Raw genomic sequence first — 21,980 nt, 5'->3', positions numbered from 1 at the left:
TGGCCTCGTTTAAATCCTGGCAGTTGCCGTCTTTGCTCTGCTGGGCGTGATTGGCTGGATGGGCTGATCGTGGGATCGTGACGACCGGTTCAGCGATCGAGGTGTTTCGGATGGATCTCGCCCAACTTCAAGAGGAGCTGCTCGCCAGTTCGGATCTGTTGATTGTTCAGGACCTCGACGGAGTGTGCATGCCGCTGGTGAAGGACCCGCTCACCCGCAGGATGCCGGCCGATTACGTGCGAGCAGCAGCGACGTTGAAGGGGCGCTTTCAGGTGCTGACCAACGGTGAGCATGAAGGCCGCCGTGGTGTGAACCGGCTTGTGGAGGCTGCCCTTGGTGACACCGAAACGGCTGCACGGGAGGGCCTTTACCTGCCAGGACTGGCAGCTGGTGGTGTGCAGCTGCAAGATTGTTACGGGCATCTCACCCATCCGGGTGTCAGTGATGCCGAGATGACGTTTCTCGCCAATGTGCCAACGCGCATGCAGGGTCTTCTTGCCGAGAGACTTCCCTCCGTCATGCCTGAGCTTGGAAACGAGGCCATCGCCGCGGAGATTGAGCGCGCGATCCTCGACACCCAGGTCTCGCCCACCATCAATCTCAACAGCCTGTTCAGCCTGATTCCCAATGATGTGGCACGGCAACGGCAGTTGCAGGTGATGCTTCAGGAGCTCATGGATCAGCTGATGGCGATGGCTGCAGCCGAAGGCCTGGCGAACTCCTTCTTTCTGCATGTGGCTCCGAACCTTGGACGTGATCAGGAGGGGGTCGAACGCCTTAAACCAGCGGAGGCCGGTGATGTGGGGAGCACCGACATTCAGTTCATGCTGCGTGGAGCGATCAAGGAAGTTGGCTTGCTGGTGCTGATCAATCGCCACATTGCCGATCGCACCGGTACGGCACCGTTGGGTGACGACTTCAACGTGCGTACAGCTCCCCACGACCATGGGGCACTGCTTGCGCTCTGTCATGAGCACATCGCCCAAGACCAGATGCCACACCTCGTCGGTGTCGGTGACACTGTGACGTCAACACCCTGCCCTTCAGGGGATGGATGGTTACGCGGTGGCAGTGACCGCGGATTTCTCACCCTTCTCCAGGAGCTCGGTGAGAGCTATGGGCACTGCAACCGTGTCGTTCTCGTGGACAGCAGCGCTGGGGAAGTGGATCGACCTTCCCTACTGGATGGCTCTCTCGAAGGGATCAGTGATCCAAACGACTCACTGCGGTTTGATGTTTGTATTCCTGAAGGACCGGAACGCTACGTGAACTGGTTCATTGCACTTGCGGAAGCGCATCACGGGCCAGAACCCTCAGCATGAAGGGCAGCTGGGTGATTGAGGGTTTGCCCCCACTCACCCAGATGGCCTGCTCCTCACTCCAAGGACGGAGGCCCGGGACGATCAGCCGGGATTTCGAGGCATGGTCTGGAAGAAAGGCTGCCTTGAAGTTGCGCTGCTCCACCAGCAGCTTGAGATCATTGAAATGAACGCCATCGGCGGTTTCAATCAGCTCAAGCGCGCCATCGCTTCGTAGTGCATAGACGATGCGTACGTCGGCAAGCCGCATCTCTCCGTAGACACCGCGATAGCTGCTTGGAGGGATCTGGTCTTTGTGACTGAAGGCATGCAACCCACCAATGAAAAGACGGAATCTTTCCTCTCGGCTCGGTGTGAGATCCCCGTAGCCGAACTCCAGGTTTCCGTTTTCAGAAACAGCGATGTAGGCCCGGCCCGCTGCCGCTGCTCGGTTTCCAGCTCGCCAGGTTCCATTGCTGAGCATCAGATCGCCATGGAGCGCCATATCCAAGTCCCCGCGACCGAATTGTTTCTCGAAGGTTGGGCCGGTGAAAAAAAGCAGGGCCTCTGAGTCCTCGTTGGCTTCGAATTCCCGGTTCCAACCTCCGAAAAATTCCAGATCGATCCAGCGCGGATCCAAAATCACGCTGCTGTATTCAACAGCGATGGAATCTCCGTTCTCGCGAATGAGTTCGGCACGTTGATCAGGCACGAAGCGCGCAATTTCATCCCGTGATGGAGGTTGCGGCGGTGGCTCCTCGCGCGGATTCAAGATCAGTTGGGCAGGCGGCTCCGGCCAGTGCATCGATCCACCACTGAAGAGGCGGGCACTGATCCCTCCGGCGATCCCGGCGAACACACCGAGGGCTATCAGCGGCCAGATGCGCACAACTGAAGCCTCAGATCGCTGAACGATGATGGCTCAACTCGCCGAAGTCTGCACACTGAGTTCAGTGGAATCGTGAGCATGCGTTCGCTGTTGTTTGGGTCCATTGCCTTGGCTGTTTGCGTGCCGGCATCGGTGCGGGCGAATCAACCGGAACCCATGGAGTGTGCCGCTCCTCGTCCCGGCAGTTATCTGGTGATTCGCCAAGGCCAGCGTGGCGAGGCACCTCTGGGTGGTTTGCAGCTTGAAACCTGGTTGGAGGATGGATCGGTCCGTGGTCGACGCTTTCTGCGCGTCGGGCGTCGCTACAGCGAAACCCGCTATCAGGGGCGTTGGCAAAAAGTGTCCGCCTGCGGCCTCACCGTGACCCGTGACCAGCAGGGAAGTGCAAGCAGTGTGCTGCTCTCCGATCAGGGAACCCCCCGTTTTGGCATCAGTACGAAGGTTGGTGATGTCGTGACCGAGCAGTGGTTGCCCCAGCCTGCTGGCGCCTGCAAGCCCTCTGCAATGGATGGCACCGTGCTCAGTCGTCAGATGGGGATGACGTTCGCGAATGGAGCTTGGACGCCAAATGCCGTGATTCAACGTGAGATCTGGTCGGCATGGCAAATGGCGGGGCTGGCTGTGTCGTCGTATGACGGTGCCGGTGAAGTCGCGGCTTATCAGGGTCGTTTCCTACAAGACGACAATTGCGTCGGGCGCATTCGTCAGCAAGATGCCCGGGGGGTGAATTACGTGTATGCAGCGATCCTTCGTTCCGATGGAAAGGGGTATGCCTACCTTCAAACCCAAGGCGATGATTTAACTGTGGCGCTACTCGACCGCATGGCGGCACAACCTTGATGGCGGGGTCAGTCAGAATCCAGCCTGATGCGATGAAGACTCTGCCCTCGCCCTTCCCATCCCTTCGGCGACGTCGCCTTGAAACATTGCAGGTGAACCTCGGCTACCGCTGCAATCAAAGCTGCAGTCATTGCCATGTGGATGCAGGGCCTTGGCGCACAGAAATGATGGAGCCCGATCAGGTGAAGCTGATTGCGCAGGTTCTGCAGCACTGTCACTTGAAGACCCTTGATTTAACAGGTGGTGCCCCCGAGCTCCATCCGCAGTTCAGGGAGATTGTGCGTGAGGCCCGCGCCCAGGGCGTCGCGGTGATTGATCGCTGCAACCTCACGATTTTGATGGAACCGGGGCAAGAAACACTCGCTGAATTTCTCGCTGATTCAGGTGTGCGCATCGTGGCTTCACTGCCCTGCTACGAACAGGATCGCGTTGATCGACAACGCGGTCGCGGTGTATTCGAGCGCAGTCTTGATGCGTTGAAAAGGCTCAATCAGTTGGGATATGGAATGCCCGGTTCGCCACTGGAGCTGGATCTTGTCTACAACCCGTCCGGGCCCTCTTTGCCACCACCGCAGCAATCATTACAGGCGCAATACAGGGAGCAATTGATGAAGTCCCATGGGATTTCGTTTCATCAGTTGCTCACAATCGCCAATATGCCAATCAAGCGTTTTGCTCGCGATCTCGAGGTCAGCGGAGAACTCGAGGGATATCAAACTCTCCTGCGTGAGGCGCATCGACCTGCCAATCTTGATGAGGTGATGTGTCGGACGTTGATCAGCGTGAGCTGGACCGGAGCACTTCATGACTGCGATTTCAATCAACAACTCGGTTGTGCAGCCGGCGCAGAGCCTGCCGTGCTCGCCGACCTTTTAACGGTGCAGGGTGGTTTGGAGGATCAGCCCATTGCTGTTGCGGATCATTGCTTCGGCTGCACTGCCGGACAGGGATCCAGTTGTGGTGGGTCGCTCAGCTGAGATTCACATCAACGTTGGCAGGCGCAAAGAGCAGAACCTGCTCTCCGACGCGATGCTCCTGGCCGTCGAGTGCCCTGACTCCACCGGAAACGAAATCGGCTGTCCTCTGGGCCAATGATGGCTCCATGGCCGTGAGATTCAGCACCACCGTGCACTGCTCGCGAATGGCCAGAACCGCTTCCGCTCCCTGCTCGAAGAGCAGGGGAGTGATCACGAGCACCTCGTGAAATCCTTCGGGAAGATCACCATCCATCACACTCAGCTTGGCTCAAGCAAGCTGCGCTGGGAGCAAACGTCATCATGAACGGATGAATGCAATGCAACCTACTGATCAGGGCCCTGCCCACTGCGGCAGCAAACCCAAACGGTTTGCCATCGGCGTTGCCCCTTTGGGCACGGTGTCCATTGGCATCGTTCCGATGGGCGTCGTCTGCATCGGAATCGTGCCGATGGGTGTGGTCTCCATTGGCATTGTGGCCATGGGTGTGATCAATCTCTCGATCGTTGGCATGGGACTGCTCGCGGTTGGAGTGAACACCATGGGGGTTTGGACCGCAGGACCCATGAGCATGGGCCTGGTGCGAATCGGAGCGAAACCAGGTGATCACGATCACCACGCCCATCACGGCGCTGAAGGATCAGGGTCCCTGAATGGGGATGATCCCCGCACGCTTGCTTACCCAACCCGAGAGCTTGCCGAAGAACAGGCCAAGAGCCTTGGCTGCAAGGGTGCACACCGCATGGGGAACTACTGGATGCCCTGCTTGGAGCATCCGCAGGAGCATCACTGACTCCTCTTCAACGGCATTGCGGGCAAATGCCTCGCACCGTGAGGCTGGAGCCGATGAGGTCGAAGCCAAACTTGTTGCTGGCTTGCAAGCCAGCATTGAGAACCTCTTCACTTTCGAACTCCTCCGTGCGCCCGCAGCGCACACAAACCAGGTGGTGGTGGCGAATGTGCTCGGCGTCAGCCAGTTCGAACTGGCTGCCGTTGCTGGTTTGTAATTCCTGAAGAAACCCCATCTCCACCAACAGCCTCAGTGTGCGATAAATCGTGGCGAGTGAAACTCTCAACTCACGATCCAGCAATTGATGATGCACGTCTTCGGCGCTGAGATGCCGTCCACCTCCAAGCGATTCGAACAACTCCAGGATCCGCCTGCGTTGGGGTGTCAGTCGACGTCCGTCTTGATGCAGCCCTTGCTGCAGAGATCCGCCAGTCTCAGGGTGCATGGACACTGATGGCATCCCAATCCAGCTGATCATTCTCAATAGTAGTGTTTATTGAGACTGGAGTCCAGATTTGACCCTGCAGCACCTGGCGGTGTCTGGTTATCGCTCTCTCCGGGATGTGGTGATTCCTCTGCATCGCCTGACGCTGATTACCGGGGCCAACGGCAGCGGCAAATCCAATCTGTTCCGTTCCCTCAAGCTGATTGTTGCGGCTGCTCGTGGAGATCTGATGGGCTGTCTCGCCCGGGAGGGTGGATTGCCTGCGGTGATGTGGGCCGGACCCGAAACCCTGAGCCGGGGCATGCGCTCGGGTGACGCCCCCATTCAGGGTGGACCTCGCGCCAAGCCAGTTCGTTTGCGTTTGGGATTTGCAGCAGATCCCTTCTCCTATGCCGTTGAGCTTGGTTACCCCCAGGAACGACGGACCGCCTTTGCCCTCGACCCTGAACGCAAGGGGGAATGGATCTGGGCCGGATCGCCTTTTCACCCCCGTGCTCTGTTGTGCTCCGATTCCGGGGAGCGTGATCCAGACCGTGGATTGTTTCAAGTGGGCGTGGATCCGCAGGAGCGACCCGAGGTTCTGCTTCTGCGTGAGCAAATTCTGAGCTGGCGTTTTTATGACAGCTTCAGGACGGATCCTGAGGCTCCCGCCCGTTGCCCTGTGGTGGGTACTCGCTGCTTCGCTCTGGCCGCTGATGGTCGCGATTTACCCGCTGCGGTGCAAACCATTCTTGAGAGCGGGGATGGTGAGGCCTTTTTAGCGGCTGTGGACGATGCATTCCCTGGTGCCCACGTGTCGGTGAACCATGGCGATGGCTTGTTCCGGCTGCAGTTTCATCAGCCTGGCCTTCTTCGTCCCCTCCAGTCTGCGGAGCTGTCCGATGGCACCCTGCGTTACCTGCTGCTCACAGCTGCGCTCTTCAGTCCAAGACTGCCGCCTCTGATGGTTCTCAACGAGCCGGAAGGCAGCCTTCATCCCGATTTGCTGTTGCCTCTCGCCCGTTTGATCCGCTCCTGCTCCCAACGGACGCAGGTGTGGGTGATCGCCCACTCCCCGCGTCTCATCGAGGCCTTGTCAGGCGGTGATGACTGTCATCGCGTGCACTTGGTGCGTGAATTGGGATCCACAGAAATTCCTGAACAGACCATGCTGGAACGCAGTGCCTGGCGCTGGCCTTCCTGACGCTGCTCATGCCAAGACTGATTCAACTCAGTGATCCACACCTGGTGGCGCGTGCTGAGGGGCGTGTGCGCGGACGTTCAGCGTTGTCTCTCTTTCAAAAGGCACTCGCCCAAGCCCTGCAGGAACAGCCGGATCTGCTGCTGGTCACCGGAGATTGCTGCCATGACGAAACCTGGTGCGGTTACGTGCGTCTGCGTGATGCGGTTGATGCTGCGATCCAGCAACAGGCTGCACGCACAGTTTGCCTTGGCTTCACAGCAGGCAACCATGATCATCCCCAGAGGTTGCGTGCCGTGCTGGGTCGCCATTGGGTTGTTGCTCCCGGCGTGATGGACGCGGGGTGCTGGCGTTTGCTTGTTGTGTCCAGTCACCGAGCAGGGGGGTGCGCTGGAGTGATCGGTGGCGTTCAACTGTCTTGGCTCAACACCCAACTCAGGGAGGCCGAAACGCTTGGAAAGTTTGTGGTGGTGGCTCTTCATCACCCTCCAGTCCCGATTGGTGATGCCTCGATGGACACCATCGGGCTTTCTGATGGTGAGCAATTAATGGACTCTTTGAAGCGATGGCCTGCGGTTCGGGTTGTGCTGTTTGGTCACATCCATCAGCACTGGAAGGGAATGGCGGCTCCCCGCTCAGATCTCAGCCTGCTTGGTTGCCCTTCGACATTGGTGTCCTTTCATCCAGTTCAGCCCTGTCCGCTCGGAAGGGCCTGGGATCCCGGCGGTCGCCTGCTCGATCTGATGGAGGATGGTTCTGTGCAGGAGCGCCTCATGCGCTGGTCGGCCTGTGAGCAAGCAGCAGGGTGAACCCGATAATGTGATGCCTGTTTGAGGGCGAGGGTGTCAGCTTCCTGGACGGTGTTGATGCGATTCGTCGCCAGTGGGCTCTTCCTTCTGGCCCATGGACTCCTGGTGCTCGAGCACATCGCTTTGGGAACAGCTCTGCACGGCGTTGCCGAAGTGTTTCTCGCTCCTTGGGCCCTGCGCCATAAAGCCTGGGACCTGATTGTGATCGGTATCGTCTTCTGCGTTTTTGATCTCTGGGGCACCCTCCGTCTTGTGAACGGATTGGCTTGAAATCAGGCCGGCCCTAAGGTTCAGTCCACCAGCGGGTCACAATGCCCGCTTTCTGCGGTTGAGCGCCGTCAGCAACCGTGACCACGAAGAGGCGCTGACCATCACGTTGATAGTCGTATCGACAAAAGCCCGGACCTGTCCCTGAACAGGACGCCAAGGCTTGCAAGTCTGTTCCAGACAGGGACTTCTCAAAGTCAAGGGCTGGACGTTGGGGTGCGGGGAGCCATCCCGATGCTGTGAGAGACGCATTGGCTTGGACGATGGACTGCCCGCTTTGCAGAACCACACGTGTGCTGTCGGCCTTGGCTGTCGCTGCAAAACCACCTAAAACAAGACTTGTTAGGACCAGCGTCCAGCGCATCGCAGTATCCGGCTCTGCATCCGGCTTAGCAACGAACGTCGTTCAAGCACCACGGACACAAGGTCCTTTGGAGCCGATCCTTCACAGTCGAACCGTCAAGGCCGATGGCGATCAGCTGTTGCGGCTGGCATCTTCCGCTTCTCGGGCGCCGACGACGAGTGCGGCCAAGAAAGGAAGGATGGCCAGAGCGGTGAGAACTTCCACTGGTTCTTGGTAACTGTCGGGAGCTTGGACGGTGGAGGCGATTGGAACCGTCTCAACAGCTACTGATGCCAGAACAACAAGACAATCGGGGCGACAGGATTCGAACCTGCGACCTAGTGCTCCCAAAGCACCCGCGCTACCAAACTGCGCCACGCCCCGTTTCTGAGATTGTAATTGTTGACCTGGGCGTGCACTGGTTGTTGGCCAACGCTCGTCAGCGCTACTCAGGCCTAACCTGCAAAGAGACGCTGATCCTTTGAATGGACTGGACCCCTGGAGCGGTTGCGGCCCTACGGGAGCGTTTCGACCTTCCCTTTGTACGTGCCGATCGCGAAGGGCTCGTGGTTGAGTTCAACGATCGATTTGGCACGATTTATGGATGGGATTCATCCCTCCTTGGAGAGACTCTTGGAATGATCCTTCCCGAAGAGTTCCGCGAACTTCACCACGCCGGATTTGCCCGTTTCCAGATCACGGAGTCATCGCAGGTGGTGAACCACCCACTGGAGCTGGCCACGATCTGTGCTGACGGCTCGGTGATCCGCAGTGAACATTTCATCGTGGCGGAAAAGGATTCAAAGGAAGGCTGGAGTTTTGCGGCCACGTTGAGGCCACTGGAAGGCCCCCATGCCTGCTGAAGGATTCGAGCCGCATCCCGAGACCTCCGCACTCGTGAAGCAGCTGCGTCAATCCCTGGGTTTGCTGAGGGTGGCTTTTGATGCCACTGGCGAGGCGATGCTGATTGTTGATTCCGGGCATCAGGTGCGCTGGGTGAATCAAACAGCCGCTGACTTATGGGGTGGTGGTCTTCCCTTACGCGTGGTCGGAAAGCCCCTGGAGGCTCTGCTTCGCTTACGCCATCTCGATCAACGCTTGCTCACATTGTCTGATCCGCAGCACCCTTTGAATCAGGCCAGGCTGGGTGAGGGACAGGCCTCCTTGCTCGTGCAAGCGATTGTGGCGCTTGCGGGAGATGAATCGGATGTTCTTCAACGCATGGTGTCTTGGCGGCCGATCTCTGAGTTAGGTGGTGTTTTCACACTCCTGACTTTCAGAGATCTCGAGCCACTCGAAAAGTCGCTCCAGCAACAGCGTGCTTTCATCAACACCCTGGCTCATGAGTTGCGCACGCCACTGGCCATTCTCACCGGAAGTTTGCGTCGCCTTGAGCGCAAGTCTGACTTGGCGCAACCATTGGATCGTGCTTTGGGCGACGCCATCGACGAAACCAAGCGGATGGCAGCGCTGGTTGACAAACTCTTGATTCTTTCCGAACTGGATACTGATCATTTCCATTGGAACCTAAAGCGTGCTCCTCTTAGAGATTTTCTCGATCGATGGCTTCATTCACTTGAGCCTGACAAGCGTCCCAGTGTGTCTTTACAAATCAATGAATCAATATCTACATGTTGGGTCGATCTTGATCAAGTTGCTCTGACTCGAATTCTCAATACCCTTTTTGAAAACAGTTTGATTGATGGATCAGAGGGGCTAGTTCTTTGTGTCGATGAGTGTCGTTCGTCTGGGTTCGTGGATGTGGTCGTTGGCTTCAATTCAGCTGAGATGGCTGGCAATCAGCAGCTCTCTAGGCAAGGGAGTCGGTTCAGTTCGGATGAACCAGAGCAGGCTCAAGGGGATTGGAACGCCAGTAATCTCGGATTTTCAGTTGTTAACAATCTTGTAGCAGGAATGGGAGGGATGCTCCTGAGCAATTCCACGCCTATGGAGACTTCAATCAATGGTTATGACTCAGTCACCCTTCGCTTTCCAGTGGTTGCCCCCGATTGATCACGTTGCGAGGGCCTGGTAAATGTTGATCCAGAAGCTCGGGAAGATGCTCAAACAGGTCGGGCTTGAGGATGTAGTCAACTGCGCCGAGATCATGAACTTTCTGGCGATTGATCTCGTCGTTGAGTGCGGTGACGACGATCACAGGCACTGGAACTGATTGCTTTCTGAGTTCCGCTAAACATTGAAAACCATCCATCCCTGGCATCATCAGATCCAAGAAAACCAGGTCGACTGTTTGTGTCTGAAGGAGATCGAGGAGGTGTTGCCCTGTCTCGCAGGGGATGGGCGTAACCCCCTCATCCGTGAGCTCTTCGAGGATTAATTGGCGCAAGCGTGGATCATCGTCCACAACTGCAACAACGAATTGATCAGCCATCGCTCACGGAAGCCCAGGCAACGAAACAAATGAAACACGCATGGGTCGCCTGAGATTCGAACTCAGGACCAATCGGTTAAAAGCCGAGTGCTCTACCGCTGAGCTAGCGACCCTTCTGTGCCGGTCTATCGAGACAGGTACAGGGTGTGCCGTGAAGCACCTGTGAAAAGTATCACCCGGGGGAACCTTCGTCCAAGGGGCTGCCCGTGGAGGATGGTTATGGAGCTGGGATCATGGGTTCCATCGGCAGATGGCCTGATGACTGACCGGAGCGGCCCGCAGAGCGCGATGTTTCCTGCGCCTCAGATTGATCCTGGGGCTTGGGTTGCTGAAAGTGCTGTGGTGATGGGGGATGTGCAGATGGCCGCTGACGCAAGCCTTTGGCCGTTGGCGGTTGCCCGGGGGGATATGGCGCCGATCTCGATTGGCCCGGGCAGCAACGTGCAGGATGGCGCCGTTCTTCATGGTGATCCCGATGCGCCCGTCACCATTGGCGCTGATGTCACCATTGGTCATAGAGCCGTGGTGCATGGTGCAACCCTTGAGGACGGCTGCTTGATCGGCATCGGTGCCATCGTCCTGAATGGCGTCACCGTCGGTCAGGGCGCCCTTGTGGCGGCAGGAGCCGTGGTCACGAAGGATGTTCCTCCCGGCAGCCTCGTTGCTGGTGTTCCAGCGCAGGTGAAACGAGAGCTGAATGCTGACGCTCGCGCCGCGCAGAGGGACCATGCTCGCCGCTACGCCGAACTGGCACGCACTTGGGCTCGAATGCTGCAAATCCAAACGGAGTGATGCAACACAGCCTCTCTTGGCTCTGCAATCCTTAAGATCTCCCAATCCTCCTGTCTGGACTCATGGATCTCCGGCTCGTCCTCGTGGCATCACCCATCCTGCTTGCCTTGGGCTGGGCCGGTTTCAACATCGGTCGTGCCGCTGTGGGCCAGCTGCAGTTGATGATCAAGCGCAGTCGGGCCTGATCCAACGCGACCACTTGGATCGATAGGGTTGAGATCCATCGCCCCGATCCATTTGGCAGCTCCATCCGTTGTAGTGATCGGTGCTGGCCTTGCCGGCACAGAGGCTGCTTGGCAAGTCGCCGAGGCCGGTCTCGATGTGCAGTTGGTGGAGATGCGACCTATCCGTCGGTCCCCTGCTCATCACAGTTCGGAATGCGCTGAACTTGTTTGTAGCAACAGCTTTGGCGCACTGAGCAGTGACAGAGCGGCTGGACTGCTTCAGGAAGAATTGAGGCGGCTTGGATCCGTTGTGATTCAGATGGCCGATCGTCATGCGGTTCCAGCGGGCGGTGCCCTCGCCGTGGATCGCGGCCGTTACAGCGCATCCCTGACTCAATTGCTTGAGCAGCACCCTCGGGTTTCATTCGTACGTGAGGAGCAGATTGCGCTGCCTGCCACCGACCAGGTCACGGTGCTCGCCACAGGGCCGCTCACGAGCGACGCTCTCGCGGAGGATCTGCGTCGCTTCACCGGACGTGCTGACTGTCATTTCTTCGATGCAGCGAGCCCGATTGTTGAAGGTGACAGCGTCGATATGACCCAGGCCTTTCGGGCCAGCCGCTACGACAAAGGAGACGCGGATTACATCAACTGCCCGATGAACCGGGAGCAGTATTTGGGGTTCCGTGACGCCTTACTGGCGGCCGAACAAGCGGAGCTCAAAGACTTCGATCAAGGGAATGCCACATTCTTTGAAGGCTGTTTACCGATCGAAGAATTGGCCAGGCGCGGTGAAGACACCATGCGCTACGGCCCCCTTAAACCGATCGGCCTCTGGGATCCGCGCTGGGGCGATGTCAATGATCGGGATGTGCGCCGGGCCAAACGCGCCTATGCCGTGGTGCAGCTGCGTCAGGAAGACAAAGATGGCCGGCTGTGGAACCTTGTGGGCTTCCAGACCAATCTCAAATGGGGAGAGCAGAAACGTGTTCTGCAGATGATTCCCGGTCTGGAGGGGGCGGAGTTTGTTCGCTTTGGCGTGATGCATCGCAACACGTTCCTGGAGGCTCCGGCCTTGCTCGATGCCACGCTTCAGTTCCGCTCCAGACCGAACCTTCTGGCTGCTGGACAGATCACTGGTACCGAGGGTTATGCCGCTGCGGTTGCCGGCGGTTGGCTGGCGGGTACTAACGCTGCGCGCCTTGTTCGCGGAGAGCGCCCCATCGATCTCCCCCGCACCACCATGGTGGGGGCCTTGACGCACTTCATAAGCGAAGCGCCCTCTGGCAAGTTTCAGCCGATGCCCCCCAACTTCGGCCTCCTGCCTGAGCTGCCTGAGCGCATCCGCGACAAACGAGCTCGCTACGGGGCTTATCGGGACAGGGCATTGGCGGATCTACTGCTAGCAAGAGAGGAACAAGCTCTCGGGAATGTCCCCTGTCCGGCCTGAACACCGACTGATTGAACGTCGCTCCCTCAAAGTCGGCGTGATGGCGAGTGCCGTGATGGCCGTTGCAGGGATCGGTGTTCATGTGATTTCCGGGTCCTATGCCTTGCTGCTTGATGGCCTCTATTCCGCAGTGATGGTGGGGTCCGGACTTGTGGCAGCACGGGTCAGTCGCAATGTGGTGCGCCCTCCCGACAGGGCCTACCCCTATGGATACGACGGTCAGGAAGCGTTGTACGTGCTCTTTCGCTCGTTGGTCCTGATCGGGGTGCTGTCGTTTGCCGCCATTTCGGCTCTCAGCACGGTGGTGGACTATGCCAATGGACGACCCGTGATGCCTGTGCGTCTCGGTCCTGTGGCTTGGTATTCCTTGGCGATGGTGGTGATCTGCTGGGGCCTGGCCTGGCGTCATCAACACGACTGGGCAATCACCGGCCGGCATTCGCAGATTTTGCTCACAGAAGCGAAAGCGGCCCGTGTGGATGGGTTGATCAGTGGCTTGACGGGATTGGCTCTCTTGGGCACTCCCTTGCTCCGGGGCACGATGCTGGCGGTTTTGATTCCGATCATGGACTCACTGCTCGTGCTGGTGGTGAGTGTCGCTGTGCTGCGCGAACCTCTCGATGGCTTTCTCACAGCCTTGGGTCAGGCTGCTGGGGTTTCTGCTGAATCCGATTTGATTCGAAGCACGCGTCTGGCTTTGGAGGATCTACTCGCGGGACTGTCGTGCTGGTTGCTTGATCTCACCGTGTATGAGGTGGGTCGTACGGCTTTTGTGGTGGTGTATCTGAATCCCAGCCAGCCCATGGATGGAGCCGCCCTTGATCTCATCCGTCACCGAATTGATGAGCGCTGCGGCGACTTGCTGGCTCGGCCTGTGCGGACTGAAGTGATTTTGACGGCAACACCGCCCTTCACATCGGGCGAGCCCTCCTAAGTTTGAACGCTGACGCGAATCCTGAACGTGGTCTCAAGGTCCAAGCCAGGTTGGGATGTGATCGTGATCGGCTCTGGAATCGGTGGCCTGGTTACAGCGTCCCAGCTGGCTGTGAAAGGAGCAAAGACGCTCGTTCTTGAGCGCTATCTGATTCCAGGTGGGTCTGGGGGAAGCTTCAAACGGGACGGCTACACCTTCGATGTGGGCGCCTCGATGATTTTCGGCTTCGGAGAGCACGGCCATACGAATCTGCTGACTCGGGCTTTGGCGGATGTGGGCCAGAGCTGCGACACAGTGCCCGATCCCGTACAGCTTGAATACCACCTGCCCGACGGTCTCACCATGCAGGTGGACCGGGATTACGGCGGATTCATGGATCGGATGGCGGCGCGGTTCCCGCACGAAGCCAAGGGCATCCGTGCGTTTTACGACACCTGCTGGCAGGTGTTTCGTTGTCTCGATGCGATGCCGCTGTTGTCGCTCGAGGATCCTGCCTACCTGGCCAAAGTGTTTTTTCGTGCTCCTCTGGCCTGCCTCGGTCTTGCTCGCTGGCTTCCATTCAACGTTGGAGATGTGGCCCGTCAGCACATCCGCGACGAGGAGCTTCTGCGTTTGATTGACATGGAATGTTTCTGCTGGTCTGTGATGCCTGCCGATCGCACACCGATGATCAACGCAGGCATGGTGTTCTCAGACCGTCACGCCGGGGGAATCAATTATCCGAAGGGTGGTGTCGGCACAATCGCGGAGAAACTGGTGGCCGGCCTCCAAAGCCATGGCGGTGAGATTCGCTACCGATCGCGCGTGACTGACGTCATCATCGAAGCTGGTCAAGCCGTTGGCGTACGTCTCGCTGATGGAGAGGAGCTCTTTGCCCGGCGCGTGGTGAGCAACGCCACACGCTGGGACACGTTCTCAGGGGATGGGTCTCCTTCAACAACGCTTGTGGATGCGGACCATACGCCCGCTCGAGAGGCAACCTGGCGCCGTCGTTATCAACCCTCGAGTTCATTTTTGTCGTTGCATCTCGGCGTGAGGGCTGATGTCATTCCCAACGGCTTGCACTGTCATCACCTTCTTCTTGAAGACTGGAATGAGCTCGAGTCGGAACAGGGGGTGATTTTCGTATCGATCCCCAGCTTGCTGGATCCATCTCTGGCGCCTGAAGGTCGCCACATCGTGCACACCTTCACCATGAGCGAGATCTCCGCCTGGTCTGGCTTGTCTCCTGCGCAGTACAAAGCCAAAAAAGAGGCTGATGCCGCCAGGTTGATTGAGCGTTTGGAGGCGCTTCTTCCGGGACTTGAAGCGGCTATTGAGCTTCGGGAGGTGGGAACACCACGAACCCATCGACGTTTTCTTGGACGGATGGGAGGAAGCTATGGCCCGATTCCTTCCATGCGCCTACCGGGATTGTTGCCGATGCCGTTCAACAGAACCGGACTCAAAGGTCTTTACTGCGTGGGTGATTCCTGTTTCCCAGGTCAGGGTCTCAATGCTGTGGCGTTCAGTGGTTATGCCTGCAGCCATCGCATCGGCGCTGATTTAGGCCTGAACGCCTGGGCGCTGCCGGCCTAAAAACCACGGAGTTTTTTGCCGCTGCTTAAGGTTTAAAGCTCTCACTGAATGATCATGGCCTCGGCGCCCCAACCAAGCGCAGCGGATCTGGCTCGGTACATTGAGCAGCGCGGGGAGATCGGCAAGCCCTGGATGCTGCAGATGCTGCGCTTGGCCAAGCTCAAAGAAGCAAAAGCCTCGATGTCGCCTGAGTCCTACATCGAAAGCCTGCAAGAGGCTCACGCCGATTTGATGCGCCTTGGAGAATTCTGGAAGGGCCGTGAAGCCGAGGTTTTCTCCGGTGGTTACAGCCCTTCGGATGTGATCGAACCCCTGCCGGGCTCCCCTGAAGATCGCTGAACCATGCGTGACTGCTTCCGCCTTTCGAGCCTGATTCGGGGAACCCTGATCTGCGTGTACCTGGCCCTTGTGGTGCCACTGCCTTTGATGGCTCCTCCTTCCCTACGGATCACCCTTTGGATTGCCGCTCCGCTGGGTCTTTTCGTGGTTTTGGCGATGTTGAGCGAGCAGGTTTCGGTGGACGAATCGGGGCTCGTGGTCGGTCATCCCCCATGGTGCCGTTGGTTGTTGCGTCGCGGATGGCAGCTGCGTTGGGATCAGATTCGCCGTGTGGTCCCTGTGGGGACAAGTCAGGGGGGGTCGGTTTACTACCTCAAAACAGCCAATGACGGACATCGTCTGCTTCCCCAACGCTTGGAACGTTTCGATCAATTTTTGTCCATCCTTCAGGAACGAACCGGGATTGATACCAGTGCCATCGGCAGGCTGACGCCTCCCTGGACTTACCAGTTGCTTGCAGCCCTCGCTGTGCTGATGCTCCTTACCGAATTGGCGATCGCTACGGCAGTTCAGATGAACTGGATGACTCTTCCGGCAGCGTATCCAGGCTGAATCGATAGCCCTGTTGCCGAACGGTTGTGATCCCCCCTCCGTCGCCCAGGCCGGCCTGTTCAAGTTTGCGCCGGAGCGTGAGCACTTGGGTGTCCACGGAGCGTGGCCCACCGCTGAAGGGGGGCCACGCCATTCTCAACAACTCCTGACGACTGCGCACCATCCCTGGAGGCATCAAGAGGGCGCAAAGGAGTGCGAACTCACGGGGACTGAGTTCAACGGGCTTTTCGCGCAGGGTGACCTGGCGAAGCAGGAGGTGGACCTCAAGCGGCCCCACCTTCACCCGTTCTTGAAGGCCACTGCGTTCGCGTTTGAGCAGGGTTCGGCACCTTGCGGCGAGTTCCTCAAGGCCGAAGGGCTTACGAAGCACGTCGTCGGCTCCGTCATCGAGCAGGCCCACCACAGGCTCTGCTCCGTTCCGGGCCGTGAGAACGATCACAGGGCAGCGCAGCTGTTGGCCGAGCCGGAGCGCCGAACTCTTTTCGAGCAGCTCTGCGCTGATTAGAAGATCAGGAGTTTGTTCCTGGCAAAGCTCAATGGCCTCAGACGAGGAGGCGACAGCTGCCGTGAGATGGCCATCCTGGCGGAGTCTTTGAACAAGAACGGTCCGCAAGGTTGGATGGGGCTCAACAACCAGCACGCGCGCAGGCTCCTTCGCCGGCGAGGCCGCTGGGGGAGTCTGCTGAGCCGGCACGAGTCCGGATGCTTTGGCGATCAGATCTCTGGAAGGGGGAGTCACACGCGATCGTCAGGCCCATCTACGCTAGGACCAATTCTCTGGCAATCTGGTAGCAGAGGCTGCCGACCTCAAGAAAGATGACATCCCTTCAGCATCCGGAGGCCATCCGTCATTTCCAATCGCTGTGTGATGCCTGTCAGGAATTGACCACTCGCTTCCACAGCCCATCTGAGTTGCGTCTTTATGCGGACGGTTACCTGCACGCGTTGCGTCGGGCCGCTGATTTGGATTCAAGGGAGCTTGCCAAATTGGAAATGCTCGTTGAGCGTTGGATTATGGATCCTTCAAGCTTTATCGGGCCTGATGGAGATCTCCGAACGCTCTATGAACATCCTCAGCAGTATTGAAATCAGCTGGCGAGAGCGATTTCGAGCTTTTCTTTCAGTTCACCGTTGTTGTACATCTCGATCAGGATGTCTGAGCCACCCATGAACTCTCCTTTGACATAGACCTGGGGAATCGTTGGCCAATCAGAAAATTCCTTGATGCCCTGGCGCACATCCATGTCAGACAACACATCGAAGGTTTCAAAGGTGATCCCGAGAGCGTTGAGGATTTGAACAACGTTGTTCGAGAAACCACACTGAGGCATCAACTTCGTGCCCTTCATGAACACAAAAACGGGGCTGGAACTGATAAGAGCCTCGATGCGGGATTTGGTCTGAGCATCCATGGGTCGACGGTGTAGGGGGTGTAGAGATCAGGCTGGTGTGGAGGTGTTGAGCGCTAAGGCGTGGATTGCTTCGCTCTCCAGTTCATCTTTCAGAGCTTTGTAGACGAGCTGGTGCTGACGAATGCGGTTCAATCCGTTGAAAGCGGACGACACCACACTCACCTGGAGATGATCCCCCCCGCCGGTGAGATCTTCCACGCTCACTTGTGCATCGGGGAGGGCACGGCGTATGGCAGCGCCAACGGCGTCGGGCTGAACCATGAGGTCCAAAAACAACAACAATGATGCTGGCAGATCAATGACGCTCTTGGACGGGTCAGCTACCTGGTGTGCTCTGACCACCACGAAACGGCGTGTCAACAAACCCGAGCTCAACCAAGCTCTGATAGGCCTTCTGGCCCTCCGGTTTTGCCGGTGTCATCAACCGAACCACTTCAACGAGGACGGGCACGGCCACTTCGGGTTGGTTCTGGCGGCGGAACAGGGCAGCCAGCCTCAGGTTCGCTTGAGCCACAAGCGAGAGAGCTTGACGCCCTTTGGCATCCATTTCGCGGGGAATCCTGGCGTCAAGACCACGGAAGGCACCACTCAGATCGCGATAGAACGCCAGCAGCTGCTTCGCGGCAGTGCGAGCACTGTCGTAGTCCTTCTTGGCTTGGTCGAGATTTCCTGCCGACACGGCGGAGTCACCGCGTTGGATCAGGGACTCAACTGCTGCAACATTGAATCCTGCACCGCTTGAGGCGAGAACCTTATTGACAGACGTCGAATTTGCGTCCGTCGCGGTCTGACCCATCGCTGGGCTGACGAACAGTCCGGCCGTCAGAGCGAGCGCCGAGCAGATGAGGCGGGAGCGCATGACTTTGATCATTAGTGGGCGGACTTTAAAGGCATTCCATGGGCCGACCAACGGCCCTCCTTGCCGCTTGTTCAGCCGCCTGCATCCCCTCCACAAGACGTTGGTTGAAGTGATCGGTGTGATCTCGCCCCCTCCCTGCAACGTGCAGTGCCGGTCCAAAACAGATCGCAGCTCGGCTGCGGGGACCGGGACGAGCCGGGTTGTAGGCCAGACCCACCGGGACAACGGGCACCTGCACCCCTTGTCTCAAAGCCATTTGGGCCAAGCGGGCTAGGCCTGGCTCCAGAACGATTGAATCGTCGTCGCGATTGATCCGTCCCTCAGGAAAAACAACTAGCTGCTGATCACTGGCGAGAAGATCCAGCGCAAATCGCAGCGTGGTGAGCGACGGTTTGTCCTGGTCAACGGCAAAACATCCCAGGCGATGGAGGAACCATCCCTGGAGTCCAGTCATTTCCGTCCGCGTCACCATGAAGCGACAGTCGCGTCCGGAGATGCGACGTCCCGCTGCCATGGGGAGCATGAGGGCGTCCCAGCGGGCGCGATGGGTTGGGGCCAACAGGACTGGACCCTTCATCGGCAGGTGTTCGCCTCCGAGCACCAAGCGTTTCCGAAAGTATCCAGGCAACGCGAGGTCCTGCGTGGCCACCATGGCCAAGGCAGCCCAGAAGGGTTGGATTCCCGTCTGTAGGGCTGTCGCTCTTGTTGCCAGGCTGCTGGGCACCGCCTTGAGCCGCAGATCATCTGAGGAAAAAGCTAGGTCTTGGCTTGCAGTCCGTCGCCACAGGCAGGGCAGTTAATACTGCGGCCGATCTCCTGGCTTGCCTCCATAGGATTCAGTTTTGGAACGTCCCGCCGTGGCCAGCCTCGGGGTCAATATCGATCACATCGCCAACGTGCGTCAGGCACGGCGAACAGTGGAACCCGATCCAGTGCCCATGGCACTTCTGGCGGAGCTCGGTGGAGCGGACGGGATTACGGTTCATCTCCGCGAAGATCGTCGTCACATCCAAGACCGGGATGTGGATCTGTTGCGTCAGACGGTGCGTTCCCGCCTGAATCTGGAGATGGCAGCCACTGAGGACATGGTCTTGATTGCGCTGCGGGTGCAGCCCGACATGGTCACGCTGGTTCCTGAACGGCGGGAGGAGGTCACGACGGAAGGGGGACTGGATGTCTCCAGCCAGCGCGTCGATCTCACGTCCAAAATCAGTCGCCTGCAGGATGCGGGGATTCCCGTCAGCCTGTTCGTGGATCCGGAGAGGGGGCAGCTCGAGGCTTGCCGAGACTGCCGTGCCCGTTGGGTTGAGTTGCATACCGGCACCTATGCGGAGGCCAAATGGACTGATCAACCGTCTGAACTGGCACGCCTCACCGAAGCAACAGCCCTGGCCCGTGCCATGGGTTTACGGGTGAATGCCGGCCATGGCCTCACCTATCAAAACGTTGAGCCGGTTGCGGCGATTGAAGGGATGGAGGAGCTGAATATCGGTCACACGATCGTGGCCAGGGCCGTGGCCGTGGGCCTGCAGCAGGCTGTTCGGGAGATGAAGGCCTTGGTTCAGAATCCCCGACGGGATCCACTGTTCGGAAGCTATTGATCATGACGACCTATCACTTCGTTGCGGCCAGCGAGCGGTTTCTCACCGAAGAGGAGCCGCTTGAAGAAGTGCTGAAGGAACGCCGGCGTCATTACGCGGAGGAAGGGAAGGACATTGACTTCTGGCTGATTCGCAGCCCTGCATTTCTCAACAGCCCGGAGCTCTCGGCCATCAAGCGTGAGCTGCCTGAACCCTTTGCTGCTGTGGTATCCACTGATTCCACCTTCATCACGTTCATGAAGCTGCGCCTTGAATACGTCCTGCAAGGGCGTTTTGAAGCTCCGAGTGAAAGCATCCCCGATCCCTTGGCCTCTTTGAACTGAAGAGCATTCACACTGGGTTTGTCCGCGACGCAACGCCCATGCGCTCCCATGCCTGCACCGCGCTGATGTTGATCGCGTTCTGGCACGGTTTGCCAGGTCGAGCTGATGCAGGCGGTGGCTGGGAGTCTTGGGTGTACAGCCTCACGCCCGAGCAGTTGTGCGCTGCCTACCTCGACGACATCGTCACCGATGAGGATCTTCCTGGAGGTCGTGGTCAGGATCCCTGTCCTGATGATGCGCTTTACAACGATGATCCCTGGTGATCTGGGTGCTTTCGGGGAATGCTCAGGGAGCAGGAACGTCATCAGTGGGTGAACGCAAAGTTGACGACGGCGACAACCGGACTCTGGGCTGAGGCGAAAGCTCTGCGTCTGTTGCAAGGCAGGGGGTGGACCCTGCTGGAGAAGCGATGGTCATGCCGCTATGGAGAGATCGACCTTCTGCTGTGCAAAGCGAATGCGCCCGTTCCCCGGTTACTGGCCGTTGAGGTGAAAGGTCGCCGGCGTTGTGGGCCGGATGGCTGGGGGCTTGCCGCTTTTGATGCCCGCAAGCGCCAGCGATTGGCCCTGACACTGAATTATTGGATCGCTCTCAATCCGCGACACGCCTGCTGTCAGCTTGAGGTGGTTCTGGCCCTGGTTCCCCTTCCGCCCAATCATCGACCTGTGCGTTGGCTCAAAGTGCCTGATCTCGTTGAACCCAATCGCTGAAGCGAGGCCTGACGTCAAAAGCGAAAGCGACAGGTGGTCGCCTGAAATGTCACTTCTCGGCTGCGGTCTGAACTCTCAGGGTTGTACGCGAAGGGGGCCCTGCGGCCAGTTCCTAATTCAGCCGCACCGCACTCAACATTGCGACCGTCGATCTCAAGGGAGAAGTCCTCCAAATTGATGCTTTGTTCCTGAATCCGCTCGGTTCGATTCGGCTCGATGGGCACCGGAGGCGGCGCCACGGGGTGGGACGCTATTTGCAGGGGCAAACCCGTGACCAAGGTCCAGACCAGCACGCCATTCACAGCAGGCTCTACACCACGCTAACGAGGCGACAATGCCTCACTGTGCGCGCCTAGACGAGCAGAGGCTGATGATTGGCTCAAGGGCTTCAGACAAGTCCCTAGCGCCGTGCCTCACCACCACATCCGCCTCCTCCCTCAACGGTTGGATGAAACGCCGTTCGCCAGGAATCATCTGCTTGAACATCTGTTTAAGCACAGAAAGCACCGTGCGTTGCCGCTCTCGGATGTCTCGGCGTAGTCGGCGCAGTGCCCTGACCGCCAGGGACTCCTCCAAGTAGATCAGGAGATCAGGAGGACAGCTGTTCAGAAGCAGTTGAGGTCCAAACGCGCCCTCCAGAAGCACCACATCGGCTTCCGCCTCGAGACGGGTCCAATGCACGGCCCGTGTGCCCATGTCGTAACGGCGAAGGCGCTTGAGCTCCCCCGATCGCAGGGCTCTCAAGTCGTTGATCAAGCTTTCGGAGTCGATGGCCTCAACGGTGTCGAAACCAAAGAAGGGGTCGGGTGTCCAGTGTTCGCGGTAGTAGTCGTCGCAGCCAATCACGATCGCTTTGATGTCTGCGTTTTGCAGGGCTGAAGCCAGCAAACCGGCAAACAGCGTTTTGCCTGCAGCCGACGGCCCGCAGATACAGATCAAAGGCAACAGCGATCCCTTCAGCGGATCTCAGAGCGGCTGATGCTCATTGTGAAGGCTCGCCCTAGGACCGTCAGGAGCGGCAGGCCTGCTGATGCACAG

General features: G+C 58.4%; 32 protein-coding genes, 2 tRNA genes and 1 pseudogene. 22 read left to right on the top strand and 13 right to left on the bottom strand.

Annotated elements, in window-relative coordinates:
- Positions 1 to 110 precede the first annotated feature (110 nt).
- Positions 111 to 1,322 (top strand): glucosylglycerol 3-phosphatase, encoded by a 1,212-nt coding sequence (gene stpA, locus KQ296_RS12665; protein WP_041428850.1) that lies wholly within the window; start codon positions 111 to 113, stop codon positions 1,320 to 1,322.
- Here the strand turns inward: stpA and KQ296_RS12660 are convergent.
- The gene (locus tag KQ296_RS12660; RefSeq protein ID WP_011933301.1) at positions 1,276 to 2,187 is read right to left on the bottom strand and encodes a hypothetical protein; all 912 of its coding nucleotides are present in this window, start codon (positions 2,185 to 2,187) and stop codon (positions 1,276 to 1,278) included. The genes stpA and KQ296_RS12660 overlap by 47 nt on opposite strands.
- A 78-nt stretch (positions 2,188 to 2,265) precedes the next feature.
- Between KQ296_RS12660 and KQ296_RS12655 the strand changes: the two genes are divergently transcribed.
- Positions 2,266 to 3,027, top strand: coding sequence for a hypothetical protein (locus tag KQ296_RS12655; protein WP_011933300.1), 762 nt, complete (start codon positions 2,266 to 2,268; stop codon positions 3,025 to 3,027).
- Between the two features lie 32 nt (positions 3,028 to 3,059).
- Positions 3,060 to 4,004, top strand: a complete 945-nt coding sequence (arsS, locus tag KQ296_RS12650; RefSeq protein ID WP_011933299.1) for an arsenosugar biosynthesis radical SAM (seleno)protein ArsS — start codon at positions 3,060 to 3,062, stop codon at positions 4,002 to 4,004.
- Here arsS and KQ296_RS12645 read toward each other — a convergent pair.
- Complete coding sequence (locus tag KQ296_RS12645; RefSeq protein ID WP_011933298.1) at positions 3,997 to 4,257, bottom strand: cell division protein SepF; 261 nt, start codon at positions 4,255 to 4,257, stop codon at positions 3,997 to 3,999. The genes arsS and KQ296_RS12645 overlap by 8 nt on opposite strands.
- A 64-nt stretch (positions 4,258 to 4,321) precedes the next feature.
- On the opposite strand from KQ296_RS12645, the gene KQ296_RS12640 reads away from it, so the two are divergent.
- Entirely contained in the window at positions 4,322 to 4,795 is a 474-nt protein-coding gene (locus tag KQ296_RS12640; RefSeq protein ID WP_011933297.1) for a hypothetical protein, read from the top strand.
- A gap of 7 nt (positions 4,796 to 4,802) precedes the next feature.
- Here KQ296_RS12640 and KQ296_RS12635 read toward each other — a convergent pair whose 3' ends face one another.
- Positions 4,803 to 5,252, bottom strand: coding sequence for a Fur family transcriptional regulator (locus KQ296_RS12635; protein WP_041428849.1), 450 nt, complete (start codon positions 5,250 to 5,252; stop codon positions 4,803 to 4,805).
- Between the two features lie 55 nt (positions 5,253 to 5,307).
- On the opposite strand from KQ296_RS12635, the gene KQ296_RS12630 reads away from it, so the two are divergent.
- Genes KQ296_RS12630 through KQ296_RS12620 form a run of 3 tightly spaced genes read left to right on the top strand, consistent with a single transcriptional unit; the run spans position 5,308 to position 7,496 of the window.
- Positions 5,308 to 6,420: an AAA family ATPase gene (locus KQ296_RS12630; protein ID WP_011933295.1), complete on the top strand. Its 1,113-nt coding sequence runs from the start codon at positions 5,308 to 5,310 to the stop codon at positions 6,418 to 6,420.
- An 8-nt stretch (positions 6,421 to 6,428) separates the two neighbouring features.
- Positions 6,429 to 7,226 (top strand): metallophosphoesterase, encoded by a 798-nt coding sequence (locus KQ296_RS12625; protein WP_011933294.1) that lies wholly within the window; start codon positions 6,429 to 6,431, stop codon positions 7,224 to 7,226.
- 33 nt (positions 7,227 to 7,259) lie between these two features.
- Positions 7,260 to 7,496, top strand: a complete 237-nt coding sequence (locus tag KQ296_RS12620) for a hypothetical protein (RefSeq protein WP_011933293.1) — start codon at positions 7,260 to 7,262, stop codon at positions 7,494 to 7,496.
- 650 nt (positions 7,497 to 8,146) lie between these two features.
- On the opposite strand, the gene KQ296_RS12615 is transcribed toward KQ296_RS12620, so the two are convergent.
- Positions 8,147 to 8,220, bottom strand: a tRNA-Pro gene (locus tag KQ296_RS12615).
- Positions 8,221 to 8,321: 101 nt separating this feature from the next.
- Between KQ296_RS12615 and KQ296_RS12610 the strand changes: the two genes are divergently transcribed.
- From KQ296_RS12610 to KQ296_RS12605, 3 genes and pseudogenes are all read left to right on the top strand, one after another.
- Positions 8,322 to 8,699 (top strand): PAS domain S-box protein, encoded by a 378-nt coding sequence (locus KQ296_RS12610; protein WP_011933291.1) that lies wholly within the window; start codon positions 8,322 to 8,324, stop codon positions 8,697 to 8,699.
- Positions 8,689 to 8,907 (top strand): annotated as a pseudogene (locus KQ296_RS12730) (PAS domain-containing protein); the annotation flags it as partial. The gene KQ296_RS12610 and the pseudogene KQ296_RS12730, both read left to right, overlap by 11 nt.
- 27 nt (positions 8,908 to 8,934) lie before the next feature.
- On the top strand, positions 8,935 to 9,849 hold the full coding sequence (locus KQ296_RS12605; protein WP_259726518.1) for a sensor histidine kinase KdpD: 915 nt from the start codon (positions 8,935 to 8,937) through the stop codon (positions 9,847 to 9,849).
- On the opposite strand, the gene KQ296_RS12600 is transcribed toward KQ296_RS12605, so the two are convergent.
- Complete coding sequence (locus KQ296_RS12600) at positions 9,815 to 10,228, bottom strand: response regulator transcription factor (RefSeq protein ID WP_041428516.1); 414 nt, start codon at positions 10,226 to 10,228, stop codon at positions 9,815 to 9,817. The two genes, KQ296_RS12605 and KQ296_RS12600, sit on opposite strands and share 35 nt — an antisense overlap.
- Before the next feature lie 41 nt (positions 10,229 to 10,269).
- A tRNA-Lys gene (locus KQ296_RS12595) sits at positions 10,270 to 10,341 on the bottom strand.
- Between the two features lie 145 nt (positions 10,342 to 10,486).
- On the opposite strand from KQ296_RS12595, the gene KQ296_RS12590 reads away from it, so the two are divergent.
- The 7 genes from KQ296_RS12590 (at position 10,487) to KQ296_RS12560 (ending at position 16,037) form a co-directional block, all read left to right on the top strand.
- Complete coding sequence (locus KQ296_RS12590) at positions 10,487 to 11,020, top strand: gamma carbonic anhydrase family protein (RefSeq protein WP_041428843.1); 534 nt, start codon at positions 10,487 to 10,489, stop codon at positions 11,018 to 11,020.
- A gap of 62 nt (positions 11,021 to 11,082) precedes the next feature.
- Entirely contained in the window at positions 11,083 to 11,205 is a 123-nt protein-coding gene (locus tag KQ296_RS12585) for a photosystem II protein Y (RefSeq protein ID WP_011933287.1), read from the top strand.
- A gap of 52 nt (positions 11,206 to 11,257) precedes the next feature.
- Positions 11,258 to 12,634 (top strand): FADH(2)-oxidizing methylenetetrahydrofolate--tRNA-(uracil(54)-C(5))-methyltransferase TrmFO, encoded by a 1,377-nt coding sequence (gene trmFO / locus KQ296_RS12580; protein WP_041428842.1) that lies wholly within the window; start codon positions 11,258 to 11,260, stop codon positions 12,632 to 12,634.
- Positions 12,615 to 13,568, top strand: coding sequence for a cation transporter (locus KQ296_RS12575; protein WP_041428514.1), 954 nt, complete (start codon positions 12,615 to 12,617; stop codon positions 13,566 to 13,568). The genes trmFO and KQ296_RS12575 overlap by 20 nt, the downstream gene beginning before the upstream one ends.
- A gap of 27 nt (positions 13,569 to 13,595) precedes the next feature.
- Positions 13,596 to 15,146 (top strand): carotenoid isomerase, encoded by a 1,551-nt coding sequence (crtH, locus tag KQ296_RS12570; RefSeq protein WP_186471304.1) that lies wholly within the window; start codon positions 13,596 to 13,598, stop codon positions 15,144 to 15,146.
- Between the two features lie 54 nt (positions 15,147 to 15,200).
- Positions 15,201 to 15,485, top strand: coding sequence for a hypothetical protein (locus KQ296_RS12565; RefSeq protein ID WP_011933283.1), 285 nt, complete (start codon positions 15,201 to 15,203; stop codon positions 15,483 to 15,485).
- 3 nt (positions 15,486 to 15,488) lie between these two features.
- On the top strand, positions 15,489 to 16,037 hold the full coding sequence (locus KQ296_RS12560) for a hypothetical protein (RefSeq protein WP_011933282.1): 549 nt from the start codon (positions 15,489 to 15,491) through the stop codon (positions 16,035 to 16,037).
- Here KQ296_RS12560 and KQ296_RS12555 read toward each other — a convergent pair.
- The gene (locus KQ296_RS12555) at positions 15,985 to 16,776 is read right to left on the bottom strand and encodes a winged helix-turn-helix domain-containing protein (protein ID WP_041428512.1); all 792 of its coding nucleotides are present in this window, start codon (positions 16,774 to 16,776) and stop codon (positions 15,985 to 15,987) included. The two genes, KQ296_RS12560 and KQ296_RS12555, sit on opposite strands and share 53 nt — an antisense overlap.
- A 77-nt stretch (positions 16,777 to 16,853) precedes the next feature.
- Here KQ296_RS12555 and KQ296_RS12550 point away from each other — a divergent pair, with 77 nt between their 5' ends.
- Positions 16,854 to 17,123, top strand: coding sequence for a DUF6761 family protein (locus KQ296_RS12550; RefSeq protein ID WP_011933280.1), 270 nt, complete (start codon positions 16,854 to 16,856; stop codon positions 17,121 to 17,123).
- Between the two features lie 2 nt (positions 17,124 to 17,125).
- Here KQ296_RS12550 and grxD read toward each other — a convergent pair whose 3' ends face one another.
- The 4 genes from grxD to KQ296_RS12530 are packed head-to-tail and all read right to left on the bottom strand — an operon-like array spanning position 17,126 to position 19,032.
- Positions 17,126 to 17,449, bottom strand: a complete 324-nt coding sequence (gene grxD / locus KQ296_RS12545; protein WP_011933279.1) for a Grx4 family monothiol glutaredoxin — start codon at positions 17,447 to 17,449, stop codon at positions 17,126 to 17,128.
- Between the two features lie 27 nt (positions 17,450 to 17,476).
- Positions 17,477 to 17,710, bottom strand: coding sequence for a BolA family protein (locus tag KQ296_RS12540; protein ID WP_011933278.1), 234 nt, complete (start codon positions 17,708 to 17,710; stop codon positions 17,477 to 17,479).
- Positions 17,711 to 17,765: 55 nt separating this feature from the next.
- A complete protein-coding gene (locus KQ296_RS12535; protein ID WP_011933277.1) occupies positions 17,766 to 18,308 on the bottom strand; it encodes a hypothetical protein in 543 nt (180 codons plus the stop codon).
- Between the two features lie 25 nt (positions 18,309 to 18,333).
- A complete protein-coding gene (locus KQ296_RS12530; RefSeq protein ID WP_083833636.1) occupies positions 18,334 to 19,032 on the bottom strand; it encodes a 1-acyl-sn-glycerol-3-phosphate acyltransferase in 699 nt (232 codons plus the stop codon).
- Between the two features lie 133 nt (positions 19,033 to 19,165).
- On the opposite strand from KQ296_RS12530, the gene KQ296_RS12525 reads away from it, so the two are divergent.
- Genes KQ296_RS12525 through KQ296_RS12510 form a run of 4 tightly spaced genes read left to right on the top strand, consistent with a single transcriptional unit; the run spans position 19,166 to position 20,942 of the window.
- Positions 19,166 to 19,909: a pyridoxine 5'-phosphate synthase gene (locus KQ296_RS12525; RefSeq protein ID WP_011933275.1), complete on the top strand. Its 744-nt coding sequence runs from the start codon at positions 19,166 to 19,168 to the stop codon at positions 19,907 to 19,909.
- Between the two features lie 2 nt (positions 19,910 to 19,911).
- On the top strand, positions 19,912 to 20,232 hold the full coding sequence (locus KQ296_RS12520) for an MgPME-cyclase complex family protein (protein WP_011933274.1): 321 nt from the start codon (positions 19,912 to 19,914) through the stop codon (positions 20,230 to 20,232).
- Between the two features lie 38 nt (positions 20,233 to 20,270).
- Positions 20,271 to 20,495, top strand: coding sequence for a hypothetical protein (locus KQ296_RS12515; RefSeq protein WP_011933273.1), 225 nt, complete (start codon positions 20,271 to 20,273; stop codon positions 20,493 to 20,495).
- Between the two features lie 18 nt (positions 20,496 to 20,513).
- Positions 20,514 to 20,942 (top strand): YraN family protein, encoded by a 429-nt coding sequence (locus KQ296_RS12510; protein WP_011933272.1) that lies wholly within the window; start codon positions 20,514 to 20,516, stop codon positions 20,940 to 20,942.
- 14 nt (positions 20,943 to 20,956) lie between these two features.
- Here the strand turns inward: KQ296_RS12510 and KQ296_RS12505 are convergent, their stop codons facing one another.
- Together KQ296_RS12505 and KQ296_RS12500 are read right to left on the bottom strand one after the other, a co-directional pair.
- A complete protein-coding gene (locus KQ296_RS12505; RefSeq protein WP_259726517.1) occupies positions 20,957 to 21,235 on the bottom strand; it encodes a hypothetical protein in 279 nt (92 codons plus the stop codon).
- 46 nt (positions 21,236 to 21,281) lie between these two features.
- Entirely contained in the window at positions 21,282 to 21,887 is a 606-nt protein-coding gene (locus tag KQ296_RS12500; RefSeq protein WP_259726516.1) for a uridine kinase, read from the bottom strand.
- Positions 21,888 to 21,980 lie beyond the last annotated feature (93 nt).

The organism is Synechococcus sp. CS-197 (genome assembly GCF_025128215.1).
Classification (GTDB): Bacteria; Cyanobacteriota; Cyanobacteriia; order PCC-6307; family Cyanobiaceae; genus Synechococcus_C.
The sequence above is the reverse complement of the archived record's forward strand: the minus strand, read 5'-3'. Positions and strand labels throughout refer to the sequence as shown.